Annotated in this window: 19 protein-coding genes; 5 read left to right on the plus strand and 14 right to left on the minus strand. The window is 70.9% G+C overall.

Going from position 1 to position 25837, the window contains the following annotated elements:
• The first annotated feature begins 78 nt into the window (after window positions 1-78).
• Complete coding sequence (locus V5E28_RS01785) at window positions 79-1188, plus strand: hypothetical protein (RefSeq protein ID WP_336204273.1); 1110 nt, start codon at window positions 79-81, stop codon at window positions 1186-1188.
• On the opposite strand, the gene V5E28_RS01790 is transcribed toward V5E28_RS01785, so the two are convergent.
• From V5E28_RS01790 to V5E28_RS01845, 12 genes are all read right to left on the minus strand, one after another.
• Entirely contained in the window at window positions 1185-3218 is a 2034-nt protein-coding gene (locus tag V5E28_RS01790) for a M14 family zinc carboxypeptidase (RefSeq protein ID WP_336204274.1), read from the minus strand. The genes V5E28_RS01785 and V5E28_RS01790 overlap by 4 nt on opposite strands.
• A 115-nt stretch (window positions 3219-3333) precedes the next feature.
• On the minus strand, window positions 3334-9525 hold the full coding sequence (locus V5E28_RS01795; RefSeq protein WP_336204276.1) for an RHS repeat domain-containing protein: 6192 nt from the start codon (window positions 9523-9525) through the stop codon (window positions 3334-3336).
• A 28-nt stretch (window positions 9526-9553) separates the two neighbouring features.
• Window positions 9554-12847: a LamG-like jellyroll fold domain-containing protein gene (locus V5E28_RS01800; RefSeq protein WP_336204278.1), complete on the minus strand. Its 3294-nt coding sequence runs from the start codon at window positions 12845-12847 to the stop codon at window positions 9554-9556.
• 194 nt (window positions 12848-13041) lie between these two features.
• The gene (locus V5E28_RS01805) at window positions 13042-14487 is read right to left on the minus strand and encodes a mannitol dehydrogenase family protein (protein ID WP_336204280.1); all 1446 of its coding nucleotides are present in this window, start codon (window positions 14485-14487) and stop codon (window positions 13042-13044) included.
• Window positions 14487-15251 carry an SDR family NAD(P)-dependent oxidoreductase gene (locus tag V5E28_RS01810; protein WP_336204281.1) on the minus strand — a complete coding sequence of 255 codons (765 nt, stop codon included), beginning with the start codon at window positions 15249-15251 and terminating at the stop codon, window positions 14487-14489. The genes V5E28_RS01805 and V5E28_RS01810 overlap by 1 nt, the downstream gene beginning before the upstream one ends.
• Window positions 15252-15268: 17 nt before the next feature.
• A complete protein-coding gene (locus V5E28_RS01815) occupies window positions 15269-16579 on the minus strand; it encodes an MFS transporter (protein ID WP_336204283.1) in 1311 nt (436 codons plus the stop codon).
• A complete protein-coding gene (locus tag V5E28_RS01820; RefSeq protein WP_336204285.1) occupies window positions 16580-17617 on the minus strand; it encodes an Ldh family oxidoreductase in 1038 nt (345 codons plus the stop codon). It lies immediately after the preceding gene.
• Window positions 17618-17733: 116 nt separating this feature from the next.
• Window positions 17734-18465, minus strand: a complete 732-nt coding sequence (locus V5E28_RS01825; RefSeq protein WP_336204287.1) for a PIG-L deacetylase family protein — start codon at window positions 18463-18465, stop codon at window positions 17734-17736.
• A gap of 174 nt (window positions 18466-18639) precedes the next feature.
• Window positions 18640-19131 (minus strand): FCD domain-containing protein, encoded by a 492-nt coding sequence (locus tag V5E28_RS01830; RefSeq protein WP_336204289.1) that lies wholly within the window; start codon window positions 19129-19131, stop codon window positions 18640-18642.
• Window positions 19132-19163: 32 nt separating this feature from the next.
• Window positions 19164-19934, minus strand: coding sequence for a SigB/SigF/SigG family RNA polymerase sigma factor (locus V5E28_RS01835; RefSeq protein WP_336204291.1), 771 nt, complete (start codon window positions 19932-19934; stop codon window positions 19164-19166).
• 257 nt (window positions 19935-20191) lie between these two features.
• On the minus strand, window positions 20192-20662 hold the full coding sequence (locus V5E28_RS01840; RefSeq protein ID WP_336204908.1) for a pyridoxamine 5'-phosphate oxidase family protein: 471 nt from the start codon (window positions 20660-20662) through the stop codon (window positions 20192-20194).
• A 5-nt stretch (window positions 20663-20667) separates the two neighbouring features.
• Entirely contained in the window at window positions 20668-20826 is a 159-nt protein-coding gene (locus V5E28_RS01845; RefSeq protein ID WP_336204293.1) for a hypothetical protein, read from the minus strand.
• 686 nt (window positions 20827-21512) lie between these two features.
• On the opposite strand from V5E28_RS01845, the gene V5E28_RS01850 reads away from it, so the two are divergent.
• Window positions 21513-21857, plus strand: coding sequence for a histone-like nucleoid-structuring protein Lsr2 (locus tag V5E28_RS01850; RefSeq protein ID WP_336204295.1), 345 nt, complete (start codon window positions 21513-21515; stop codon window positions 21855-21857).
• A 75-nt stretch (window positions 21858-21932) separates the two neighbouring features.
• Here the strand turns inward: V5E28_RS01850 and V5E28_RS01855 are convergent, their stop codons facing one another.
• Complete coding sequence (locus V5E28_RS01855; RefSeq protein ID WP_336204297.1) at window positions 21933-22520, minus strand: PepSY domain-containing protein; 588 nt, start codon at window positions 22518-22520, stop codon at window positions 21933-21935.
• Window positions 22521-22953: 433 nt separating this feature from the next.
• Between V5E28_RS01855 and V5E28_RS01860 the strand changes: the two genes are divergently transcribed.
• The 3 genes from V5E28_RS01860 to V5E28_RS01870 all read left to right on the plus strand — a co-directional run bounded on the left by V5E28_RS01860 (window position 22954) and on the right by V5E28_RS01870 (window position 24853).
• Window positions 22954-23082 (plus strand): DUF6461 domain-containing protein, encoded by a 129-nt coding sequence (locus V5E28_RS01860; protein ID WP_336204298.1) that lies wholly within the window; start codon window positions 22954-22956, stop codon window positions 23080-23082.
• A gap of 199 nt (window positions 23083-23281) precedes the next feature.
• Window positions 23282-23632, plus strand: coding sequence for a hypothetical protein (locus V5E28_RS01865; RefSeq protein WP_336204300.1), 351 nt, complete (start codon window positions 23282-23284; stop codon window positions 23630-23632).
• Window positions 23633-23638: 6 nt separating this feature from the next.
• Window positions 23639-24853: a hypothetical protein gene (locus tag V5E28_RS01870; protein ID WP_336204301.1), complete on the plus strand. Its 1215-nt coding sequence runs from the start codon at window positions 23639-23641 to the stop codon at window positions 24851-24853.
• Between the two features lie 131 nt (window positions 24854-24984).
• Here the strand turns inward: V5E28_RS01870 and V5E28_RS01875 are convergent, their stop codons facing one another.
• Window positions 24985-25680, minus strand: a complete 696-nt coding sequence (locus tag V5E28_RS01875; protein ID WP_336204303.1) for a hypothetical protein — start codon at window positions 25678-25680, stop codon at window positions 24985-24987.
• Window positions 25681-25837 lie beyond the last annotated feature (157 nt).

The following is a 25837-nucleotide window of genomic DNA, read 5'->3' on the forward strand; positions in this document are numbered from 1 at the left end:
CCGGCAGGCGACATCGAGCGAACCGCTCCGCGAGCGCAGCTCGGACGGATAGTGTCACTCCGGACACGAGGAGTGATGATGAGCAAGCTAGCGCGGGCCGTGGAGCTCAAGGCAGAGCTGGTCCACTTCGCCACGTCGGGCAGGTTCGGGGCCGAGTTGAGCACCGTGCTCGGCCGGTTCTACGCGGGCGGCCCGCCCGCCGACGAGGCCGCCGCGTTCCTGCCCGTCGACTTCTTCGCCCACCAGCACCGGCTGCCCTCCGGCGAGACGGTCGTGGACCGCTTCGTGGCCGAGCGGGCGGGGCTCGACCGGGCCGACGTCGAGCTGCTGCTGAGCTGGAAGACCGTGGTGGAGGGCGTCTTCGAGGTGCGCGTGGTCGACGGAGGGGCGGTGCTGCTGTTCAACCTCGTCGACGAGCTGGTCTACCGGGCCTTCTCCAACCTCGGCGAGAGCGCCTTCGAGCCGCTCGCACCGGGCATGTACGTCGTCGGCAGGCTGATCCCGCTCGGCGCGGACTGGCTGATCAGCGGCACCCCGGCGGTGCACCCCGCCGAGGCGGGCGACACGCTGGCGCCCGTGGCCGCCCGCATCGCGCTGGAGCATCCGGACTGGGTCTTCCGCAACCCCGTGCTGCTGGAGGAGGCCCGCGAGCTGCAGCGGGCGCAGCGGCGATGCTTCGTCGGCTACTTCGGCGCCGATCTGGCGGTCCTGCTCGGCGACGACGTCGCCCTGGCGATGCGGGGCTATCTGGCGCACCAGGCGGCCCGGCTCGGCGGGCCCGCGCCGCAGCCGCTGGAGCTGCCCGAGCGGGTGACGTCGGCCGAGACCGTGGCGCTGATCTTCGACGAGGTCGGCGGGCTCGGCTTCTACGCGGACTTCGGCAGGCTGGAGGAGCTGTTCGCCGATCCGCGCCTGGTCGTCAAGCGCGACTACCGCGAGCTGCTGTCCACCTACCTCCGCGGCGAGGAGGTCTCGCCGGTGCCGATCCAGCGGCTGGCCGCCCGGGACCTCGCGAAGGCGGGCGAGGTGTTCGCCGGGCTGCTCAACAGGAAGGGCTTCCAGTGGGAGCGCAGCGGCGAGCTGCTGCTGCGCACCCACAAGCCGGGCTACTTCAGCCGCCCGCCGCTGCCCACGGTCATCCCGGCGACCGCCGCGATCGCCGAATATCTCGGGGCACCCGCCGGCTAGCGGTCCCGATAGTCGGCCGCGACGCCGATCAGCGAGATGAGGCCGGAGGCGAACTCCATCGCCTCCTCGTGCCCCTCGCTGAACGGCGGCTGGAAGCCCACTCCCTCCCACGCCTGCGTCTCGGGGTTCCACAGGTCGCTGCCGACCTCGAAGTCCCATCCGAAGATGCCGAAGTCGTACCAGAGCTCGTCGGCGGAGTTGCCCGCGGCCGAGTAGAGGACGTCGGTCACCGGGCCCGTCTGCTGCGGCCAGGTGACGGTGCCGCGCTCGGCGGCGATGGCCTCCTCGATCGTGCGGGCCGAGCGCAGGAAGTACGCCTCCTGCTGGGCCGTGGGCCGGGGCAGGGTGACGCGGCCGTCGAGCTTGTAGGCTCCCGGCGGCCACATGAAGTAGCCGCCGTAGCTGTGCACGTTCATCGCGAACTTGATGTTGCGGTACTTCTGCGCCAGCCAGACGACGTTGCGGCTCTCGGGCTCGGAATGCTCGGCCGGGCCGGCGAAGGTGCCGCTCTGACAGTTGGCGGAGGCGCCGAAGTAGCCGTCGGACAGCGATCCGACGGCGTAGTTGCGGTTGACGTCCACGCCCCAGGTGTTGCGCAGCGCCGGGTCGGACTGCTGGGCGGGGCAGTGGTTGGTCATGTTCTTACGCTGGGAGTTGAAGTCGTAGAAGCTGTAGTTGGCGCCGTCGGGGTTGACCGTCGGCACGATGAAGATGTCCGTGCGCTGCAGCAGCCTGCGCGTCGCCGGGTCGCGCTGATAGTTGCGCAGCAGCCGCTCGGCCGCCTCGATGGTGACCAGTGGCGTCACCCACTCCCTGGCGTGTTCCTGGGCGTAGGCGAGCACGCCGGTCCGCGAGCCGTCGCGGTGCGTGCCGATGCGCAGGGCCAGCACCCGCATGGGCGCGCGGGAGACGTCGGCCGGCGCCTGGAGGAAGTCGCTGAGCTGGGCGAGCGGCGCGGGCGCCATGACGCCGGCTCCCGCGTCGGCCCGGTAGGTCGAGGCGGTGACGCCGGTGCCCGCGGTCGCGTTGATCGCCGCGACGACCTGGGCCGCGGTGCTGGTGGGGGCGCCGGAGCCGTCGGTGGCCAGGCTGACGGTGATCTGCTTGCCGTTCACCGTCACCTGCAGCTCCCGGCCGGGCGCGCCGGGGGTGACGAGTTCGACGGACAGGTCGTTGCCGCCCTCGGAGCCGTAGGCGGTGGAGGTGACCACGACGGCGGCGCCTGGCGGGGTGCCGATCAGGGCCTGGGCGTGCCGCCGGTAGCCGTTGGTCAGGTTCGGCAGCTCGATGATGTCGGTGAGCGAGGGGAAGCGCTGGTGCAGCGCCTTGACGCGGTCGTTGAGCTGCCCGGGAGGCATGTACTGGCTGACGAAGTCCTTCTGGTAGCCGGGACGGTTGCGGTCCGGCCGCTCGCCGTCGGGCCACTCCTTGACGCGGGCCTCCGCCTTGCCGCCGCCGGCCGAGGTGATGGTGACCCACTGCGGCTGGCTCTCCGCCGGCACCGGCGTGCTGAGCTGGTGGCCCAGGTACGCCCCCGCGTCGACGTACGGCACCATCGCCACCTGGCCGGTGGATCCGTGCCTGCCCTTCCAGGTCACGCTGAGCGTGGCGGCGGCCCCGGCGTTGCTGGACGCCTCCACGGACAGGAAGTATCCGTCGCGCGACTTGAACCAGACCGCCCGCTCGACGACGATCTGGTCCTTCGCCGCGGTGGCCGGCGGGGTCCGGCGGCGTTGCGGCGTTTCGGCCGCCAGGGTCGCGCCCAACTGCCGGAGCGCGGTGAGCTGGGTCGCGGTGACGACGGCGTCGACCTGGATGCTCCCGTCCGGCTGCGACCGCACCCGCTCGGTGAGGTCGGCGCCGGAGGCGACCAGCCGCTCCATCGCCGCCTGGTCCGGCACCGAGAGCGTGACCAGCGAGACCGGCTCCGGATCGGCCGGGCCGGCGACCTCCGGGATGGAGGGGCCCGACATCAGGAATGTCGTGAGAACCATCGTCAGGACGACTACGCCCGCACGCAAGCCGCGCATCGGCTCCTCCTAGGGCAGTGGTATGGAGATCATTGAAAGCCGACTTGACCGAACGGACAAGACCCAACACGCGCCGGCGCGGGGCCGAGGCCCCGCGCCGGCGTGCCGGGCGGCGCTAGAAGAAGCCTCCTAGGAAGTCGTCCAGCCCGCTCTTGTCGAACCACCGGACGCTGCTGAACCCGGTGTTGGCGATCGTGCCCGACCTCGTCTCGGGCGGCTCCAGGGCCTCAGGCTTGTAGTCCTTCTTGACGCCCTGGCCCGACCCGTTCGGCCGCGGCATGCCGGAGGGCGGGCGCCCGTCCGGATACATCCTCCCGTCGCGGTACACGGTGACGGATCTGGTCTGCTGCACCTGGCCGTTGTTGCCGTACACCTGCCCCTGCCTCACAGGTGCGCGGCCGGTCTTGGGCGGCGACTGACGCTGGGCCGCCCGGTGGCTGGTCGGCCGGTGTGCGGGCCGTTGGCGGACCGCCCTGGTCGGGGCCCGGCCGACGCGTCTGCTCCGTGCCCTGCTCGCGGCCGCCCGGGCCTTTCTCGCGGATTTCCTGGCCTGACGCGCGGCAGCCGCGGCCCTGCGCTTGCGCGCCGCCTCCGCCGCCTTCTTCCTGGCCTCCTCGGCCTTCTTCTTCGCCTCCTCGGCCTTCTTGCGCTTGGCCAGCTCGGCCTTCTTCCTCTTGGCCAGCTCCGCGGCCTTCTTCTTGGCCTTGGCGATGGCCCTGCGCTTGGCCAGCTCCGCCGCCTTCCGCCTGGCCAGCGCGGCGGCCCGCTTCCTGGCCAGCGCGAGGGCGGCCCGCCTGGCCGCCGCCTGGGCGAGCCTCTTGGCTATCGCCCGGGCCGCGATCCTGGCCGCGATCCCGACCACGAACCAGACGAGCTGCCCGTCCGGGTCGCTCATGCTGACGGGGCTGTTGTTGGCGTAGGCGTAGCCGTTGAGCTGTTGCGGATCGGCCTCGTCGATGACGGGGTCGACGGACAGGAACCGCCCGTTGCGCGCGTCGTACTCGCGGGCGCCGAGGTGGACGAGCCCGGTGGTCGCGTCCTGCCCGCCGCCGACGAAGCCGCGCTGGCCCGGCCACCACGCCGGCGCCGTGCCGCGATCCTGGCCGAACGGCGTCGTCCTGCGTACGGCCAGGTCACCGTTGCTCGCCTTGACCGCCGCCTGCGCGGTGCCCTGGTGGTCGGAGGCCAGGAAGTACACCTCGTTGTCCGGCGTGCGCACCGCCACCGGCTCGCCGCCGATGGTGTAGTAGCGGGTGCACTCGACGACGTCCTTGGCGTAGTCGAGCCGCAGCTCCATGTCGTCGATGTAGAGCGTCGCGTCCGTCGGCGTCTTGCGGATGAGCCGGTCGCCGTCGGCGTCGTACACGAACGACGTGACCTTGCCCGCCTCGGTCACCGACGCGAGGTTGCCCTCGACGTCCCAGACCAGGGTCTGGTCGGCGGTCCCGATCTTGCGCCGGGTGGTGTTGCCCACCTCGTCGTAGCCGAAGGCGTCCGCCCCGGCCGTCTGGACCGCGTGCGGCTGCTTCTCGCCGGGCTTGGGATAGGTGTAGGAGCGTACGGACTCCGCGCGCCCGCCCCACGCGTGCTGTGTCTCCTTCGTCCTGTTGCCGGTGGAGTCGTAGGCGTAGCTCGTCGCGTACGGGGCGACGCCGCCGATCTTGTCCGACTGCGGTGTGCCGCTCGCGCAGGCGTCGGTGGCCGTCCACGCCGAGGTCAGGCGGCGCAGATGGTCGTAGGTGAAGCACTGGGTGTCCTGCGACTGGCCGCCGCCCAGGTCGGTGATCCTGGTGATGTTGCCGGCCGGGTCGTAGGTGTAGTTGAGGTCCAGGTCGGCCGACGGGGCGCCGTCCCGGTCCAGCCGGGTCCGGGACAGCCGGCGGGTGCTCTCGTCGTGGGTGTAGGTGAGCCAGGCCTTCTTCCCGCCCGTGCTCAGCTCGTGCTGGAGCGTCTCGCCCATCTTGGAGTAGCGGGTCGCGGTGACGTACGACGACAGGCCGGTCACCTTGACCGGCTGGCTGAGCTCGTCGTGGGTGTAGACGACCGACTCCTCCGCCAGCCCGCCCGCAGCCGGGAAGCTCACGGACTGGACCTGGTCGTCGAGGGTGTAGCGGGTGTTGAGCACGTACGACCCGGCCAGCTTGCCTTCCCGCGCGGGGACGGTGACGGTCTGCCGGAGGGTGCGGTACTCGGCGTCGATCGCGTTGATCTCCGCCTTGTACGCCTGGCCGTCCACGTAGCGGATGCTGGCGTTCAGGTGTCCCTTGGCCAGCGCGTCGTACTTCCACTCGGCGAGCAGGGTGCCGCTCGTGGAGCCCTCGCGCAGCTCCCGCTTGCGGCCCAGGTCGTCGTAGACGTACGCCAGGGTCTTGCCGCGCGCGTCGGTGGTGGTGGCGATCTCGTCGGCGTCGTTGTAGGTGAACGTCGTGACGCCCTTGTCCGGGTCCTCGGTCCTGATCTCCCGGTCGCGCATGTCGTAGGCGTAGCGCCACACGTTGCCCGCGTGGTCGGTCACGCTGGCCAGCCGGCCGGCGTGGTCGTAGGCGTACTTGGTCGCCTCGTACTCGCCTGTCGGCGTGGCCGCCTTGTACTGCCGCAGCTCGACGAGCCGGTCCTCGGCGTCGCCGATGCGGGTGGTGGCGGTGCCTCCGGGCGGGGCGGTGATGTCCACCCGGTCGCCCTTGGTCTCGGCCGTGACGCGCCACTTCTCGGCGCCCTTGACCTTGAGAACCTGGGCGGTCAGCTCACCGGTCCCGTCGTAGACGGCGGCGATCTGGCTGGGGACGTCGGTGTCGGCCACGCCGAGCAGCGTGGTGGACGGCTCGCCCGGGCTGAAGTAGCCGCCGTTGTTCTTGGCCACCTCGCCGAGCGAGTTGTAGAAGGTGTCGGTGACGGTACGCCCGTCCCGCAGCGCGGGATCCTGCGTCTGGTCGTCGCGCGGTGCCGGCTCCTGGGTCTGGCGGGGCCGCGACAGGCCGTCGAACAGCTCGTGGCTGACGGTGTAGCCGCCGTCCGCCCGCAGCGTCTTGGAGGTGACGACGCTGGGGCCGTCGGTGCGCGTCACGTAGGAGTACTCCGTGCTCGGCGACTGCCCGGCCGCCTTGCTGCGGTCGCTCTGCCACACCTTGACCAGGCGGCCGAGCGCGTCGTACTCCATGTCGGCGCGCCGGTTGTTGGCGTCGATCTCGGCCACGGGCTCGCCCCAGGCCGGTTCGAGGAACGTGCGGTCCACGTGCCCGAGCGGGTTGGTCTCCCTGACCTCGGTCGCCGGGGCGCCCGAGGCGGGCGAGTAGGCGGTGGTGACCTGGGTGCCCACCGCGTCGGTCTCGGTGATCACCCGGCCGTAGGTGTCGTAGGTACGGACCGCGTCGTTGACGGTCGAGCCGTCGCCGGACACGAGTTCCTGGACCGTGGTGACGTCGCCCCTGACGGGCGCCTCGCCGTACGGCTTTCCGTCGTAGTGCACCCGCTCGTCGGAGATGACGGTCTCGGCGGCCAGCTTCGCCGCGCCGGTGGCGCATCCCGTGGCGACCTTCTGGATCCTGCTGGCGTAGTCCAGCATCCAGGCGGTCCCGTTGCGGGCGTAGGTGTAGCGGGTGCACTGGTCGTCGTCCGCCGTCGTCAGGTCGCCCTTGTCGTCGATCTGGCTGAGCAGGCCGTACTCGTCGTAGCCGCGCTCCTCTCCGGTGCGCCGCCACTTGCCGCCGTCCAGGGCGGTGCGGGTGACCATGGACTTGGGCTCGACGATGTGCGCGGTCTTGGTGACCCCGCCCTGGGTGGACTCGGCCGTCTTGAGCGACCACGGCTCCTCGGTCGTCGCGGCCGCGATCGCGCCGCCGTCGCCGTTGTAGAGGATCTCCTCACGCTCGAATCCGGCGAACTGGTCGTGGTCGTCGAGCTTGCGGCCCTCGCTGTCCTCGACCTGCGCGCTGCGCTTGGAGCCGTCGGCCAGGCGGTCGCCGTTCATCCCGCGGAAGTACCTGAACTCGGTGAGGGTCCGCTTGGTGTCCTGACCGTCGCCCTCCCGGATCCGGACCCGGCCGAACCCGCGCCAGTCCGACCAGGTGCGGTGCTCGGGCTTGACCAGGATGTTGTCGGCGTAGTGCCAGGCCGCGCCGTCCAGATACTCGTAGTCGGTGATCACCGAGGGCGACGCGGCGACCCGGTCGATCTCCACCGTCTGCTTGACCAGGTACTTGTGGAACCAGTCCGTGACCTCGCCCTCGTTCTCCGGCGCCCATCGCTGCGGGAAGCAGAGGCGGGCGTTGCGGTCGGCGGCCGGCACGTCTCCCGGCTTGCAGTCGGCCGGGGCGTAGTTGACCCGCAGCTCGCCGCCGGTCTCGTTGTGCACCGACTGGACCCGCCACTTCACCAGCGGCGCGCGGCCCTCGTCCGAGTCGACCCGGTTGGGGAGCTGGGTCCCGGCGAATGTGATCTTGGGCAGGGTGAGGGTGCCGCCCACGTGGCCGCTCTGCTGGAGGGAGGCCAGCCACAGCGAGGGGCTGAGGCCGTCGCCCGTCGCCGGGAAGGAGTGCCCCAGCGTCCAGGAGTCGACGGCGCAGTACGGCTGGCCGGAGCACTTGGCCGTGTCGGTGTTCAGGATCTGGGTGGTGACCTTGGCCAGCCGCTTGCGCGAGAAGAAGGTCGGCGACAGCCGGTTGGTGCACTTCTCGCCCGAGTTGCAGATCTGGTCGAAGGGGACGTCGGGCCAGTGGCTCGCGGTCTCCTTCTTGAGCTGGTCGGCGGCGCAGGTGATGGCCCCGCTGGGCACGCACCGCTCGGCGACGTCCAGGACGACGCGGGCCGCCGGCGACCGGGTGAACAGCTCGCCCTTCAGGTAGCCGTAGTCGATGCGGGTGAGGTGGCCGCCGCGCACGTACTCGGTGCCGAGCTCGGGCTTCATGTTGCGCCCGTAGAAGTTCTTCTCGGTGGCGTACCAGTAGGTGGTGGCGTTGCCGTGGGTGTCGACGGACAGGTCGAGGTTCCACCGGTAGGCCTGCTGGCACCAGGCGTTGGCCGGGGTGCTGGAGTAGCAGGGCTCGCCGCTGTTGTTGCCGAACACCGGCGCGGTCCAGGTGGACCTGGTCTCCGGCTTGCCCGTGGCCCATCCGGGCAGGCGGTTGAGCCCGAAGGTGTACTGGGTGCCGTCGTCGGCGGTGACGCGCCAGTACTCGCCGTCGTTGTCTCCGTTGACGGCGCCCTTGAGGTACTCGACGCGGGTTCCGTCATCGCGCTTGGGCCGCCACTGCTTGGTCGTGGCGTCCTTGACCAGCTCGACGGCCGAGCCGCCGAGGGACAGCGTGGCGTTCTCCTGGTCCCAGCACAGGTCGCCGGTCTTCTTGCCGTCGAGCATGCAGGACTTGTAGCGCCGCTCGATGTAGCCGCCGGGGTTCAGCTCGAAGCCCTCGCCCGCCCAGGACGGCTGGTTGTTGGTCGAGGCGGTGCGGCCGTCCACGCTCTGGGAGGAGTAGCCGAGCGACAGCTCAGGCTCCTCGCCACCCAGCGCGGGCGGCACGCGTATGTCGTAGCTCCAGGTGAAGTCGCCGGACTGGGCGCCGACGCTCCAGCTCGCCGACGGGGCGAGGGAGGTCGCCGCGTGGTCTCCCGACGGTCCGGAAGGCGCCGCGGCCAGCGCGTACAGCCCGGACAGCGCGACGTCGGCGGTGAGCGTGCCGGCCTTGGCGTCGTTGTCGGAGGGTACCGGCTCCGGTTGCGGGCAGGCCGTCGCGGCGGCGGTGAGCGCGCACTCTTCCAGGCGCACCATCCGCAGCCTGGCGCCGTAGTCGCCGCCGAAGGCATGCCGGAAGGCGGAGTAGTCGATCTCCAGCCGGGTGGTGCCGCCCTTGGCGGCCACTCCCTGCCCGGGCGACACCCGCATGGCCAGGCCGAGCAGCTTCGCACTGTCGAGCAGCTCGACGCGGACCGGGCCGGACTCCGCCGCCTTCACCCCCTTCTGCTCGGCCAGGCGTACGGGGAAGTCCGCGCTCAGGGTCCTGGCCTGCGCGCCGCCCAACTCGACGGCCTGCGGTTTCGGCCAGGCGACGCCCGGTGGCGCCTTCCAGGCCTGTTTCTCCGCCGGATCGGCCGCCTTGGGCAGCATCTTGACCGGCTGGCCGCGGACCGGGGTCTCCTTCTGCACCTCCGGGGCCGTGCGCGGGGCGGCCGTCGCGGGCAGGGCCTGCACCAGCGGCACCACCACGATGACGGCCAGCATCGTCGCCAGCCGCCGGGGCCACGGCGACTCTCGGACAGGCGACTGAAAACGATTCCAGTAGGTCTCCGGGGGATCTAACTCTGGCGAATCCATGAATTTCTCCCAGTGGGGGGTGGGGGGATTACTGGGCGGCTAGTTGGGAGATCCGCTCGGCGCTGAGCACGCCGTCGTATGTGCGAACGTCGTCGACGGTCCCCGGCCAGTAGCCGGTGAAGACGCCCGCGGTCTTGGTCCGGCCCAGTTGCAGCGGGCCGATGGCGTTCCACGCGCTCACGTGGTCTGTGATGGTGCTCTCCGACAGCCCGCCGTTGACGTACACGCGCAGCTCGCCCTGCAGGGGGTCGTAGACCCCCGCCACATGGGCCCACTCGAACGGCGCGGGGACGGCGTCGGAACGCGTCCGCGCCACCGCGGCGGTGTCGGTGTCGGCGGTGGCCATCCCGAGGGCCCACCGCCCCTTCTCCTTGTCGTAGCCGAGCTGGAAGCCGCCGGCCCTGCTGCCCACCTGGGAGACGACGGCGGCGTCGCGGGTGGGCAGGTAGTCGAGCTGCGTCCAGGCGGAGACGGTGAACCCGGCTGAGGTGTTGACCGCCGGGGCGGAGGTCTGGGCGTGGCCGTCGACGCCGTCGAGCGCGAGCCCGCCGTCCAGCCAGGCGTCGCTCCAGAGCGCGCCACCGGCCACCGTCGCCGGCGTGGCCCGGCCGGAGGAGTCGGCGGCGCTCACACCGCCGTCCTCGTCCAGCTTCCAGTGCCCGACCAGCGTCGCGGCGCTGTTCACCAGGTCGGCGACCTCGTCGTCGAACATCGCCCGGCCGTGCACGCGGACGTCGTCGACGTCACCGGACCAGAACTCGGCCCCCGCTCCAGCGGCCTTCCCCCTGCCGATCGCCAGCGGCCCGGACGCCTCCCACGGCTGGGTGAACGCGACCGCCGACTCCCGGCGGCCGTTGACGTACAGGGACAGGTCCCTCGCGGCGGCGTCATAGACGCCGGCGAGATGTGTCCACTCGCCGAGCTTCGGCGCGGCCGCCGACAGCGCCCGCACGGACGGCGCCCCGTCCGCGTCCGCGGTCGCCCGGCTCAACGCCCAGCGGTTGTCCGCCTTGGAGTACTGCAGGGCGAAGCCGCCCGCCCGGCCGCCGTCCTGGCCGACCGCGGTAGCCGCCGCGGTGACGCTGGTCAGCCGCACCCAGGCGGCCACCGTGAAGTTGTGCAGGGTGGACACGACGGGCCCGCCGGTCTGCGCGTGCCCGCCGGCGAACCGCAGTCCCGGGCCGGTCCTTCCGGAGGCCCAGGAGGCCGCGCCCTGCAAGGTCGCGTGACGGGTGCCCGCCCGGTCGACGGCCACCGTGCCCTGCCCGTCGTCGAGCGCCCAGTGCCCGTCGGGCCCGCTGCCGCTGTTGACGTTGAACACATACGAGCGGATCGGCCCCTGGTGCCCCGCTCGGTCCTTGGCGCGCACCGACAGCACGTTCGGGCCGTCGTGGCGCGGGGTGAGCCGGATCGTCGCCGACCCGTCCGCGCCGCCTGCCGCCACCTCCTGCTTCGGCGTGGTGTCCAGCCCGTAGACGTAGGAGGCGATGTCGGCGACGCCGTTGGAGGTGAAGGTGAAGGAGCCGGCCCTGCCGACGCCGTCGTTCCAGCCGTTCTCGGCGTATTCGGGCGAGGTGACACCCGGCTCGATGCCCGGCGCGGAGGCGTCGACGGACGCCTCGCACCACGGGCTCCACGCGCTGGAGGCCCTGCCGTCCTCCGCCCGGACCCGCCAGCGGATCACCGAGCCGTCGGCGAAGGCGCCCGCCGGGACGACCGCGGGGTAGGCGCTGCCGGTCGAACCCAGCGCTGTGACGTACTCGCCGACCTTCGTCTCGGCGTTCCACCACTCGAACCGGCCCTTGACCGAGTTGTCGGCGTCACGCAGCCTGGCCCAGAGCTTGGGGGTCGGGCTGCTGACGATCGGCCGGGCGTCGCCCGAGACGCAGCCGCCTCCCGGGTCCGACCAGGCGTCCGCGGCGACCGGCGCGGTGGGCAGCGAGTTGTACTCGATCACCAGGCTGGGATTGTTCTTGAACTTCTTCCAGCCGTAGTTGTCCGTCTCGCTCGTGGCCCTGAGCCCGATCGTGATGTTCGGCCACTTCTTCGCGGCGGCGTCCACGACCTGCGAGGTGACGTTGAACTCGACCCCGCCCGGCAGGCAGGAGCTCCCCCAGCCCTTGGCCACGTTCTTCGTGTCGAGGAGCCTCACCCACGCGGGCTGGTTGTTCCAGGTGGTGCTCTTGCTGATCGTGTTGGTCGCCCAGGCCTCTACCTTGCGCGCGCTGCACGAGTAGGACCACGTCTCGTACGTGCGCAGCGTCGCGTTGATGATCTGCTTGCCGTGGATGGTCGAGCCGGTGTTCATCTGGAAGAACGACCGGTTCTTCTGGCTGTCGACCTTCCCCACCCGGGCGATGTCGCTGGCGTTCAGGAAGTTGGAGGTCGGGTGGATGTTCCAGACGGCCGTCCACGAGCCGCGGGCCGCCGAGAAGAACGGGTCGATGTAGACCGGGAAGCGCGTGCCCGGGTCCTCCAGCATGCCGCGGTGCGGCTTGAGCCTGAGCTGCTTCCCGGCGAGCTCCACGCCCATCAGCTCGTTGCGGGCATCCGGCGGAGCGACCTCCTCGGCGGCGAGCGTCCGCGCGGCCGGAGCGCCGGAGGAGTCCCACATCAACGGCGGCGAGGCCGTGAAGACCGTCCCGCCGTTCCCGTCGACGGCTTCGAGGTTGCCGCCCTTGGTGGACTTCATCCTCAGGTTTCTGGTCGACAGCGGGTAGTTCAGCTCGGTCAGCGCCTTGTTCGCGGCCGCCTCGCGGGTCTTGACGACCAGGAGGTGGGAGAAGCCGTCCACGTCCGCCTTGACCTGGAGGTCCACACCCGGCAGCACCTCGGCGTAGGTGGCGGTGTCGCCGGCCAGCACCGGCTTGGGCAGCGTGCCCTGCCAGCCCAGCTCCAGCGCCTTGCCGCCGCGCGCCATGCGGGCGAGCGGCGAACCGTCGCCGCCGCCCGAGAAGCTCAGGTCGACCGCCGTCGCGACGGGCGCGATCGAGCCGTCGGGCCGCGGCCGCAGCGTCGGGTCGACGTTCACCCACCGGCCCTGCTGGCGCACGCGGACGGGGCGCACATGCTGCTCGAGTACGAGAGTGCCGTCCGGCCTGGCGAACACCTGGCGCGTCTCGGTGCGCAGCGCGTCCACCTCGACCTGCTGCCTGGTGCGACGGGCGGCGGCGAGAGCCGACGCCTCGGTGGGTTCCCCACCCTGCTGCTCTGGGACCGGCTCCGATTGTCGCGCTGCGGCGACGGCATCCGGATGATCGATAGGCGTCGCCGCCATCGCGACCGCCAACATCACTACGACCAGCCCACGAGCTACGTGCATCCGCCCTCGCCGTCCCGAGCTGGGACGCCGCGCGGGCTCGCGCTCGTGCGGCATCTCCACGATCTTCAATTGACGATCGGATTGTGACCCAGGTAAAGCAGCCCGTCCAGATCTCCAGGAGCATTTCGTCAGAATTTTCTTCTGTATGAAGAAAATCGCCGGACCTCCTCGTCAAACCCTGCCGTAGCACCCGCTCACGGGCGTGGCTGCTCGCAGACGGCCGCACGGACGGTCGCGAGGGCGCCGTCGGCGGCCAGCCGGGCGAGCCAGTCCACCAGCAGCGCGCGCAGCTCTCCCGAGTCCGGCAGATCCCGCCCGAGCAGGCCCAGCAGCCGGTCCACCACCTGTGCCGGCGGGGCCTGCGGCATGCGCAGCCGCTCAGCCGCCGGGTCCGTGACGGGCAGCGGCGCGCCGTCGTCGGCGTGTCCGGCCGAGACGCACCGCATCCAGGCCGCCACCCCGAGCGCCGCCCAGCGGGGCTCGGCGCCCCGGGCGAGGCGGGCGCGGATCACCGGGAGCAGCCGCTGCGGCAGCTTGTGCGTGCCGTCGGCCGCTATCTGCGCGAGCGGGTGGCGCAGCGCCGGGTTGGCCAGGCGGGACAGCAGCCGGACGCGGTAGGCGGCCAGGTCCACGCCGGGCGGCGGGCCGACGGTGGGCGCGGCGTCGTACTCCAGGTAGCGGCGTGCCACCTCGGCGAGGTCGGGACGGGCCACCGCCTCGTCGACCGTGCCGAGCCCGGCGAGCACGCCGAGGTGGCCCAGCAGCGAGTGGACCCCGTTGAGCAGGCGCAACTTCATGGTCTCGTACGGCGCGACGTCGCCCACGACGACCGCCCCCGCCTGCTCCCAGGGCGGCCGGCCGGCGGCGAAGGAGTCCTCGATCACCCACTGCCGGAACGGCTCGGTGGCCAGCGCCGCCCGGTCCGCCACGCCGAGCAGCCGGGAGGCGGCGGCCCTGTCCGCGGCGGTGGCGGCGGGCACGATCCGGTCCACCATGGAGGACGGGAAGGCGACGTTCGATCCGATCCAGGCGAGCAGGTCCTCCTCGCGGCCGAGCCGGCAGTGCTCGGCCACCAGCCCGGCCAGCAGCCTCCCGCCGCCCACCAGGTTGTCGCAGCTCATGACGGTGACCGGCCCGGCGTCGGCGGCGCGGCGGGCTCGCAGCCCCGCGACCAGCCGCCCCACGGCGGTCAGCGGCGGCCGTCCCGCCAGGTCCGCCGCCACCTCGGGGTCGCTCGCGCGCAGCCGCCCCGTGGCGGGGTCGTGGCGGTAGCCGGGCTCGGTCACGGTCATGGTGATCACGCGGACCGCCGGGTCGGCGATCCTGATGATCCCGGTCTCCGGGCCGACAACCTCGGTCAGCACGCCGATCACGCGGATCGAGGCGTGCTCGCCGTCGCGTTCGAGTACCGAGTAGAGGTGGTCCTGCGGCCCGAGCAGCTCGGCGGCGGCCATGCTGCGCATGGTGACCCCGCACACGCCGAAGGCCGGATCGCCGGCGTCCTCGGTGTAGACCGCCTGGTGGGCGCGGTGGAAGGCGCCGATGCCCAGGTGGACCAGGCCGGTGCGCAGCCCGGCCGGGCCGAGCCGGGGCCTGGCCGCCTCGGGTACGGCGGCCAGGGCCCGGCGCGAGAGCCGCATCAGTAGGCCAGGTGCTTTCCGCCGTCGCCGATGAGAGTCTCCCCCGTCACCATGTCGGCCTCCAGCAGCGCGGTGACCATCTGGGCGATGTGCTCGGGCTGCGCCGTGCGGCGCAGCGGCACCCTGGTCTGTTCCTTCGCGGTCATGTCGGCGAACCCCTGCTCGCCCAGGCGGTCCACGTGCCAGCGGGTCTCCACCGTGCCGGGCGACACGGCGTTGACCCTGACCTCGGGCGCGAGCGCGACGGCCAGGCCGCGGGTGAGCTGGAGCAGGGCCGCCTTGCTCACGCCGTAGGCGAGCGACGAGCCGATGGCGCGGTGCCCGGCGATGGAGGCGACGTTGACGATCGCGCCGCGCGCGGCCCGCAGGTCGGGCGCGAAGGCGCGGGCGCAGTAGAAGGCGCCCATCAGGTTGACGTTCAGGACCTGCTCCCACACCTCGTCGGTGAGCGCCTCCAGGTCGGGGAACGGGACCCACCTGGTCATCCCCGCGTTGCACACCAGCAGGTCCGCTCCGCCGTAGTCGGCACGGACCCGCTCGGCCAGCCGGCGCACGGCGGCGTCGTCCGACACGTCCGCGGCCACCGCCTCGGCCTTGCAGCCCAGGCTCCTCAGGCGGCCGACGGTCTCCTCGGCCTCCCCGGCCGAACGCGAGTAGTTGACCACGACCGCCGCCGCGCCCTTTCTGGCCAGGCTCTCTGCGACGGCCGCGCCGATGCCGGTGCCGCCGCCGGTGACCACGGCCACCTTCCCCCGCATGTCCATACGTCCCTCCAAGGGCTCTAGTCCTCCACCATTCGCCGCTGCGACGGGTCGAGGGCCGCGATGTCCATGTCCTTGGTCTCGCGCGAGGCGTAGAACGCCGCGAACGAGATCACCGCGGTGCCGATCAGGAACGCCGCGACCAGCCACGGCTCGCCGTCCAGCCGGGCCGCGAGCGCCGCGCCGATCAGCGGCGAGAAGCCGGCGAGCGCGGCGCCCACCTCCCGGGAGGCGGCGAACCCCGTGTAGCGGACCCGCGCGCCGAACAGCTCGGCGTAGAACACCGGCTGCACGGCCACCTGGGGGGCGAAGCCGCCCGCTCCCATGATCATCATGGCCAGCCACACCACCCAGGGCACGCCGGTGTCGACCAGGAGGAAGTACGGGTAGGCGAACGCCGCCACGAACACCACGCTGAAGAGGTTGAGCGGGCGACGGCCGATCCGGTCCGACAGCGCGCCGTAGACCGGCTGCAGCACGATGACGGTCAGCCCGAAGAAGATCACGCCGAGCAGCGCGGTGTGGCTGCTCAGGCCGAGCTCGGCGGTGGCGTAGGCGACGCTGAACGTGGCCAGCGTGTAGACGACCGCGGTGTCGCAGATGTGCGCGCCGACGCCGACGAGGAAGCTGCGCGGGTAGCGGGCGAGCGCGTCCCTGATCGGCAGCTTGACGATCTCGCGGCTGCGCTCCATCTCCCTGAACACCGGCGACTCGGCGACCCGCAGTCGCACGTACAGCGCCACCCCGATGAGCGCGAAGCTCATCAGGAACGGCACCCGCCAGCCCCAGGAGGTGACGTCCGGCTCGGGCAGCAGCTGCACGAGCAGGAACGCCGACGTGCCGAGCACCAGGCCGATCTGCACGCCGGTCTGGGCGAAGGAGGCGTAGTAGCCGCGCCTGCTCTGCGGGGCGTGCTCGGCCAGCAGCGTCGCCGCGCCCCCGAACTCCGCGCCCGCGCCCAGGCCCTGGCAGACCCGCAGCAGCGTGAGCAGGATCGGCGCCCACACCCCGATGGCGGGATAGGTGGGCAGCAGGCCGATCAGCCCCGTGGAAACCCCCATGATCACGGTGGTGATGATCAGCGTGGAGCGGCGGCCGATCCTGTCGCCGAGGTGACCGAACAGGACACCGCCGAACGGCCGGACCACGAAGCCCACGCCGAAGGTGGCGAATGCGGCGATCGTGCCCGCGGCCGGATCGGCGTCGGTGAAGAAGAGCTGGTTGAACACCAGGGCGGCGGCGGTTCCGTAGATGAAGAAGTCATACCATTCCAGTGCAGTGCCGACGAGCGCGCCCAGAACGACGCGCTTCAGCTCGGGTGTGGCGGCCATCTAACCTCCCGGGGACGAGTCGGGCCACGGAACGCCGAGTCTTGATGCCAGCCCGGCCAGTCCGGCCCACACCGCGATCGGCACCGGGATCCCCTCCGCCAGCCGCGTCCGGCGCGACTCCGCCTCGGGCTCCCCCGGCACGACCACGCCGGGGCCGGACTCGCGCAGCGCCCGGCAGAAGGACTCGGCCTGGGCGACGTAGGAGTCCAGGGGGACGAACGCCGAGACGTCGAGCGCGGTGATCACTGTGCCGAACGTGCCGTCGTAGGCCGGCGAGCAGGCCACGCCGGTTCCCGTGAGCAGCCCGCCGACCAACTCGACGAGCACGCTCAGGCCGTAGCCCTTGTGCCCGCCGAACGGCAGCAGCGCCCCGCCCCGGTAGAAGTCCGCGGGGTCGGTGGAAGCCTGCCCTCCGGCGTCCACGAGCACGCCTTCGGGCGCCGCCTCGCCGGCGGCGCGCAGCAGGGCCAGCTTGCCCTCGGCCATGGCGGCGGTCGCCCAGTCCATGACCACGGCCGCGCCGCCCGCCCGTGGCGCGGCCCAGGCCATGGGGTTGGTGCCGAGCATCCTCCGGCTCCCGCCGTACGGGGCCACGGTCGGGTCCGCGTTGCCGGCGATCTGCGCGATCAGTCCCTGCCGGGCCAGCGTCTCGGCGTACTCGCCGAGCCGGCCGACATGGTTGCACTCGCTGATGGCCACCACGCCCACGCCGTGGGCGGCCGCGAGGTCGGCCGCCTCGGCGGCGGCCAGGCGGGCGGCGGCCTGCCCGAAACCGCACCGCCCCGACACGACGGCGGTGGCTCCGCGGCGGGACACGACCTCCGGGCGAGCCGCCGGCACGATCATGCCCGACTCGATCAGGTCGAGGTACGGCGTCAGCCGCCGGACCCCGTGCGAGCCGTGCCCGGCCAGGTCCGCGTCGACCAGGGACGCGGCGACCAACGCGGCCGTCTCGGAGGGTGTGCCGGCCGCGGCGAGGACGTCCTGCGCGAGGCCGCGCAGTTCGTCGGCGGTGATGAGGTGGGATGTCGAGTTCACGGCGAGCTGTCTCGTTCGGGCGGAAAACTGGCGCTCCGTGTGGGCGCTTATGCCCGCTGCTTTTCCACCGAAACGGCTCCCGGGAAAGGGCTTACCTCGTCACGCGGGCGCGGCCTTCACGCGAGCACATCGGTGACCTGCGGGTACGGCCGCATGTACGCCTCCGCCATCGTGTCGTGCGGCAGGCCGAGATTGGGCCCCGCGTTTCGGCGGAGTTGCACCCCACGCCGCTTGGCCAGGTCGGTGTAGTAGTCCCACATGTGCTGCTGGGCACGCAGGCACTCCATCGCCGCCCGCTTGGCGCCGAAGACCTCGGTGATGTCGAGCAGCACCTCCGGCTTGAAGTCGCACTGCTCGGGCTGGTGCGGCTCGAAGAAGAACACGGGTGGCGCGCCGAGCGGCTCGCCCGGCGCGTCGTAGCCGGCGGCCTGCGCCAGTACGCGCGCCTGCAGCGCCATACGGGCCGCCGCGGGATGATCCCCGTTGTACGGGTCCGCGAGCGGATGCGTCAGCACCACGGTCGGCTGGATCTCCCGATAGACCCGGACCAGCCGGTCCACCAGCGCGGAGCTCTCCACCAGCGGATAGTCGCCGGCGTCCATGAACTCGATCTCGGCGCCGAGCGTCGCGGCGGCGCTCTCCGCCTCCTCGCGGCGCATCGCCTTGATCTCGTCCAGCGTGCGCCCCGCACGCCACGCCCGCGCCGACTCACCTCGTTCGCCGAAGCTGAGGCACACCACCTTGGCACGCTCACCGCGCAGACCCGCGAGCGCGATCGCGCCACCCGCCCGCCAGACGAAGTCGCCCGCGTGGGCACTGACTACCAGCAAGGTAGGAGCGGACGTCATCGAGGCTCCTTCGCCGAGGTCACGCGCCGACGCTAGGATCGCGGCGCCGCGATTGTCAACGCTTTCATCCGCAATCCCCGCGGGCAGAGCACGGCATCGATCGAGGCGCGGAGCGTCGCCGATGAGCAGGGGCAACCACCGGTCGAGGCATGGAGCGGCACCGATGAGCGGGGGTCAGCCGCTGGTCGCCTCCAGGGCCCTGGCGACGCTGCGCAGGTGCTGATGCATGGCCGTCTGGGCCGCCTGCGGGTCGCCTGCGACGATCAGCTCGTGCTGCGGCAGCGACACCGCGGGCCGTCCGGCCTGCCGGGCCCTGAACTGGTGCCGCACCACCTGCGCCCCCAGCCGTTCGATGATCGACGCCGAGGTGCGATGGGCGGCGATCTCGCGCACCTTGCCATGCAGCGCCGCGTTCAGGTCGGAATACCGGTCGAGGTCGTTGGCCTCGACGGCGGCGCGCATCTCCGCGACGATCGGCCGGAGCTCGGCGGCCTGCTCGGGGGTGACCCGTTCGGCGGCCTTGACAGCCGAGAGTCTTGGACGCTCGCGGTGGCGGCTTCTTGGGCCATGATGGCCGCCGGGGCGGGGCCCACCGGCATCCCGCGCGTCGTCGCCGGAGGAGGTCGCGCACGGCCCCTGGCGGTGGACGGCTCCTGACCGGCTCACCGGTCAGGAGGCGTCCTCCAGGCTGTTCCGGGTCAGTCCGACAGCGAGGTCCGCAGCTTGGTGAGCACGGAGCGCAGGATGCGCGAGACGTGCATCTGCGAGATGCCGAACTCGGCGGCGATCTCGGCCTGGGTCATGTTGCCGTAGAAGCGCATCAGCAGGATGTTCTTCTCCCTGGTCGGCAGGGCGTCGATGAGCGGCTTGACGGCGTGCCTGTCGAGCATGGTGTCCAGCGACTCGTCCTGGGCCGGCAGGAAGTCGCTCAGCTCGGCGGCGTCCTCGCCGTCGCCGACGGGCGCGTCCAGGGACAGCGCGCTGTAGGCGGTGGACGCTTCGAGGGTGAGGAGCACGTCCTCTTGGGAGATGCCCATCTTGGCCGCCAGGTCGGCGACGGTCGGCGAGTGTCCGAGCGTCTGCGTCAGCTCGGAGGTGGCCTTGTTGAGCTCGATGCGGCGTTCCTGATAGACGCGCGGGACCCTGATGGCCCAGGTGCGGTCGCGGAAGTGGCGCTTGACCTCACCGATCATGGTGATCATGGCGTAGCCGCGGAACTCGTGACCGAGCTCGGCGTCGAAGCCGTTGATGGCCTTCATCAGGCCGACGTACGCGGCCTGGCGCAGGTCCTCGATGGCTTCGCCGCGGTAGCGGTAGCGGCGGGTGACGTCGGCCACGAGGCCGTCGTACATCTCCACCAGGCGCTCACGGATACGTGCCTGCAGCAGCTGGGAGGTCTCCGGCTTGACCATCTCGGCCAGAAGCTCTTCTGCGGTCATCTGCTCGAGTGCGAGATCCAGGACGGCCATGTGATGCTCCAAATATTTCGCAGGCGGCCCGCCCATGGAAAAAAGCCCAGGCAGAGGCACGCCACGTGCAACGTGAGGCAGAAGCCCTCTGCTGGACTTCGATATCAAGAATGCCCCAAAAAACGAGCCCTCGCACCTCATTAAGATCACAAGAAGGTCACGAATCCATGGGAAGGGTGGCCGCCCTCCCGGCACGGCGCCCGTCAGGCATGCCCGTCCGGCGGCCGAGGCCCCGGCCGCCGGGCGGCCCGAGCAGGCTAATCGGCTGGACTGCCGGGTGTGACGAGAAGCCGCGCGTCGGTGACGTTGTCGAACCGCGGGTCCCGGCCCCGGATCAGGACGAAGTGCCGCGACACGTCGGCGCGGTAGGCCAGCAGCCGTCCGGAAGGCGCGAGGTCGTCGCCGGTGAGCTCGCGGCCGGCGGGCAGACGGGCATTGAGCAGTGCGAGGGCCGCACCGGCATCGTCGGCGGGCCCGGCGACCGCCTCGAGATAGAGCGCCTCGGCACCGCCGACCGGCGCGTGGGAGTCGAACACCGTGATCGCCAGCTCGGGGCGTTCGGCGAGGTTGCGCGAGTGCCTGCTGTCCGGCGCCGACACCCACACGATGTGGTCGGTGGCGTGTGCGGCGAAGAACACGGGAGTGGCCCAGGGCAGCCCGTGGCGGTCGGCGGTGCCGAGCACGGCGTAGCGGTTCTCCGCGAGCAGCCGGGGAACCGTCTCCCACATGGCGTTCACCGGCCGCGCACCCGGTAGGTGAGGCTCATGGCGGTCGCGGTCCGCGAACACCTGTGCCCGCGGCCGCCGCTCAAGGCCGTCCCCGGCGCGATCACGTACCCGTCCGTGGACACCGACATGTCCACCACGAGATCACCACGCGTGCCGTCCGCCATCGTCCGTCCCCTTTCGTCGTCAGGTCGTGGACCTGATCATCACGTACGGATGGTGACCGGGGAAGGGCCGTCACGTCGCGAGTGCCACCCGATCGGGAACGCGCTTGTCGCGGGTTGCCTCGCCCGCGCCGCCTCGGGCATCCGGCCCCCGGGAGAGTGACGGCGGCTCGTTACCAAATGGCGTTCTCGCATACGACCGCCAGAGAAATGATCGAGAACAAAGGCTCCGGCGACAGGAGCAAGAAGGGGCGACTCACGTGGCCGCCGAGTTGTTCTCGCCATCCCGCGCGCAGTTCCGCATGCGCAATCGGCTTTGTCCCCAGATCTACGGACAGCACGCCGCGGCTTGGTGGGCAACGGACCTTCGAGAGCCGAAGTCAGCGCCGGGGGCGGAAGGTCTTCCGGCCACTCGCCGACTTGCCCGTGACGGCCGAAGACTCCTGGTCAGCGCCGGTGCCGTCCCCCACGGGCGACGCCGTACACCACCCCCCTATTGATCTCGGGCCACGGTCCGGCGCAGTTCGCCATGGCGGCGCGCCCCGAAAGTCGACTCCCGGGTAAGCGATTTCATGACTAGGAGACAGTTCGGGCCTTTCGTTTCGAGGGCAAGAAACTCTTGATGATTTGACGCGCCTTGGAAAGGCGCTACAGTACCCGCAGCAACCTAATGCATTCGGAGCACCAGCATGGCTAAGCAGATCCAAGAGATTTTCATTGACGACATCGACGGCAGCGAGGCTGAGAAGACCACGTCGTTCGCTATCGACGGCACGGACTACGAGATCGACCTGTCGGGCAAGAACAGGGACAAGTTGGAGAAGGCACTCGCCCCCTTCATCAACAAGGCCCGCGCGGTGCGTGCCGAGCGCGCCGGCCGCGGCCGGCGCGCAGCCGTCAGCGGCCGGACAAGAGCCATGAGCCGGGAGCAGTCTGCCGACATCCGCAGATGGGCGAAGGAGAACGGCCTAGCAGTGAGCGAGCGGGGCCGCATCGCCGCCACCGTGGTGGAGAAGTACGAGGCGGCTCACTAGCACGGGTTTCACAGGAGCCCTTCGGACCTCGGCCCAGGGGCTCTCTGTGTTCTCATCGCCGTTCGGGGTGCTCCTCTATCCGTTCTTGGTCACGGTGCCGTCCTTGGCGTCGACCTTGACCCCGTGCCAGGTGCCATCCGGAGTGACGACGTCGGCATCCCAGACGAGCAGGTCGTTGCCGTACCTGTCCTGGCTCAGATGGGTGATCTTGCCCTCCGGCACCGAGGACTGCACCTTCTGCGCCGCGTCCTTGTAGGTGAGCTTGGAGTCCTTGATGATGCCCATGACCCTGGACTTCTCGTCCGTGCCGGTGTCCTTGACCCTGGGGTCGGAGACCACCTTTCCTGACGCGTCCACTTCCAGCAGCCGCTCCGTGCCGTCGGGTCCGGCCAGCTGAACCCCCCAGAGCTTGCCGTCGTTCTCCGACTGGAGCGAGAGCAGTGTGGAGCCCTCGACGGAGTTCAGGGCCGCGGTGCCGGCCTTCTCGATGCTCGCCATTCCGCCGGGTGGCCCTGACGGTGACATGAGGCCGGGGATGGCGCCCACTGCGGGCACTGCCTTGACGGCACTGGACTGAGTGTCGACGCTTCCGCAGCCCGTAAGCAGGGCCGAGCCGGCGAAGACGGTGCCGATGATGACCTTTGCCCGCTTTCCACCATTCATACTGATGACGCTGCCCGCAGCTCCACAAAGGCACCCCCAGAGGGCGGGCAAGACGATCCTGGCACCGCGAGCAGGAAGACCGTGCGAAGCCAGGCGTTCATCGCGGCCCGGGATGAGTCGCCCTTGGGCGAACTCGCGTCCGCCGCGCTGAAACTTACCGAGGAAATCCCACTCGCCGCCGATGAGGCGGACCGGAGGGAAAGGCCCGCCGCGCCCTGCTGAACTTCACAGAGGCGGCAGCCGCCCGGGTAAGAGAACCAATGGCCAGTAGGCCGGGGGCGGCCCCGTACGGTGGTCCGTCCCGGCCTGGACCTCACGACGTCGCCGCAGCGACCGGCGAACAGTCCGGCCCCGACCGATTATGGATGCGCGCCGAGCGCCTCTACCTGCCGCGGCCGACCCACACGGCGCGTTCTCCGGGTCGCCATGGCGGATGGGCTCCGCCGACCCCCACGAAGGGCCGGCGTTCGTCCTGGCCGAGCGCCTCACCGGGATCACGATGACACCGCAGTTGCTGGAGGAGTCCACCTACCTGTGCGGAGGCGTTCCCAAACGGAGGTGAGCAGAACCCACCGTCCGCGGCCCCCACGGCGTTGGCCGCGGTCGGTGGATCACTTCGCTGCGAGCTCCTGCGGGCTCCTCGGAGGCACTGTTACTCACAGGTCCGTTGATGCGTATGCCCGTCTCCGGGCCACCCGGCAAGGGGCAGTGAACCTTGATACGCCTGTTTCGGCCACCCCTAAACCGATAAGATCAGATTCGTGCCTCATCCTGACGACAGTGTTGACGGCCGTGTCCTGGCGGTCGACCACGACAGCCTGCGTACGGCCTCGAACGACATCCTGAAGACGGTCGACACGCTGGACGGGCTGTTCAGGCAGACGCTCGCCGCGGCACCCGGCCATCCCGTGAGCGACGTCCAGGCACCTGGCGACGACTTCGACCTGGAGTACGCGGGCTTCGTCGAGCAGGCGTCGCAGGCGTACGAGTCTCTGGTGCAGAGGTTGGCCGGCATCGCTGATGGCGTCACCGTATCCTCCCGCACCCACAGGCTGGCCGGCGATGCCGCCGAGGCCGCGGTGCCCGTCCTGCCCCCTGCCGCGAGAGTGTGACCGGCGTTGGAACTGCCCGCTGATCTGGCGAAGATGTACGGCTTCATCAAGGATGTCGCCCCGTGGCCCGACGACGACGAGGACACCCGGATGCGGAGCGGGAGGGCCTGGGTCGACCTCGGCGTCGAGCTGCGCAAGGGGGCCGGCCGGATCGAGCCGGCGGTTCAGCGAGTGTGGTCGGCCAACCGAGGCGCTGACGTCGCGGCGTTCAAGAAGATGTGGGACGACGAGGACGGGCCCAAACAGCATCTCGCGGCGGGAAGCGACGCCGCGCTGCTCACCGGCGCCGGCACCATGGCCGTCGTCGTCCTCAGGGTGGCATGGAAGGCCGTCGTCCTCTTCATGCTGGCGACGCTCGTCGTGTCGGCGATCGCCGCCCTGGTCTCCGGCCCCGTGGGGTACTTCATGTGGGCCTCCCGGCTGGTGGGCATCAGGAAGGCGCTGCAGAGCATGCTCACGCAGGTCCGCCACCATGTCCTCGACGTGGTCAAGGGGACCCTGCGCCGGGCCATGGCCACCCTCTCGCTGTTACGTATCGCGGCGCCCGTGGCGTTCGTCGGACTGCCGGCCAGCGGCTACTGGAGGCACTACGGGCTCGCTGCCTCCGACGAGGAGGCGCGCCGGAAGACCGAGGAGGTGCTGAGCGAGACCCCGGCCGGCCGGGAGGCGCTCGCCTGGGTGCGGGACCACGGCATCACGGTGCTCTTCCAGGGCGGCGACCTGAACGACTCCCCGGACCTCGTCGGGCTCGGCGACTTCCAGGACAACCTCGACGTCCTGCGGATCGGCGTGTCAGGCCGATCGCCGGAGGAACTCGCCGAGACCTTCATCCACGAGGTGAACCACGCCCGCAACCAGGGCGGCCCCGACCCGATCCTGATGGGACGCGAGGCGTTCATCGACGCGTCCATCGACGAGGAGGTCGAAGGGGAGGTGAAGGCATCCGAGATGCGCGAGCAACTGGCGGCCGCCCGGGGGCAGCAGGTCATCGAAACCGATTACCGTTGGGCCTACAACGACGCGGTCAGGCAGGAGAACGACGCCCGGACGCAGGCACACCAGCGTCCGCTGACGGCGGAGGAGCAGCACAGCCTCGGCGACCGGGCCGGCCGCGCCGCCGTCCGCGAGAACATCATCGACGCGGATTACCGGCGTACGTACGGCGAGCACTGGGACAAACGGTGGCCGACGGCGGTCCGCAACCTCCTGACGCCTCCGTGACCTGGCCCCACCTCGTCGGCGACGCCTATCACGCCGGTGGCCTCCAGCCGGCGCAGAATGCCCCCGCGTCTCGCCTTCACGCAGGCGGACGAGCACGAGCAAGGACTGCCGGCCGGGGTTGCGTAAGACCCTCACTGCCTGGTCCCCGTCGGAGCCTCTGCCTTGATCACTTCCACCATGTCGTCGAACTCGGGCAGGCCCCCGGCGGGAGCGCGAACGACGGCGACCTGACCCGGTCCGGGTTCCGCGATGATCGTGGCTGGACCCCAGGCCTGGATTTCGGTGGCGGCGCCTGCCTCACTGTGCGGCTTTCTCTGTCCCTGGGTGCTCCAGTCCGAGCTGACCTGGAAGGGGAGACCTCGCCTGTCGAAGGCGATGTACCATCTCACGACCGTTTTCGCGTAACTCGCGTCTGGTCGTTTCCCAGCCACCTTACGGAATGTGGGTGAGAGCCCGTACAGTTCGGCGAACGTGGTGGTTCCTTTGTAGAATCCGGTCCGCTTGAGATCGGCGGTTTTGGCAGAGGGATTCGGCAGGTCGTACTTCCTTTCATCGGCATCGGCAAGCAGCGCCTTGAGCGTCGCGGTCTCGAAGATGTTGATGATCTGCTCCCCGAAGGCGGTGGCTCCAGCGCTGCTCCTGCCGCGCCGCGCCCACGTCTTCCCCTTGGGCAGGCCGGCGGTCCACAGGCGCCCCGTGCTGTAGAACCAGCCCTTGGCGTTGACCCAGCGGTGAGGCCGGGTCTGCGCGACCAGGCTTCGCGAGACCAGATCGCCCTCGGCGGCACGTTCCTTGGCGAGCGGGAGCAGACGGCGGTTGAAGTTCACCCGGCGCGTGATGCTTGCCGAGAAGCAACGTTCCGTTCTGCATCGGTTCGTAGCGGAACACTTGGGCCGTGTGATTGACATATTCGTTTCTGGCCACCGTCACCCGCCCGAGCCCGAGCATGCGGGAATCGCACAATCAGGTCACGCACGCGGTAAA

This window comes from Nonomuraea sp. LPB2021202275-12-8 (assembly GCF_037044575.1).
Taxonomy (GTDB): Bacteria; Actinomycetota; Actinomycetes; order Streptosporangiales; family Streptosporangiaceae; genus Nonomuraea.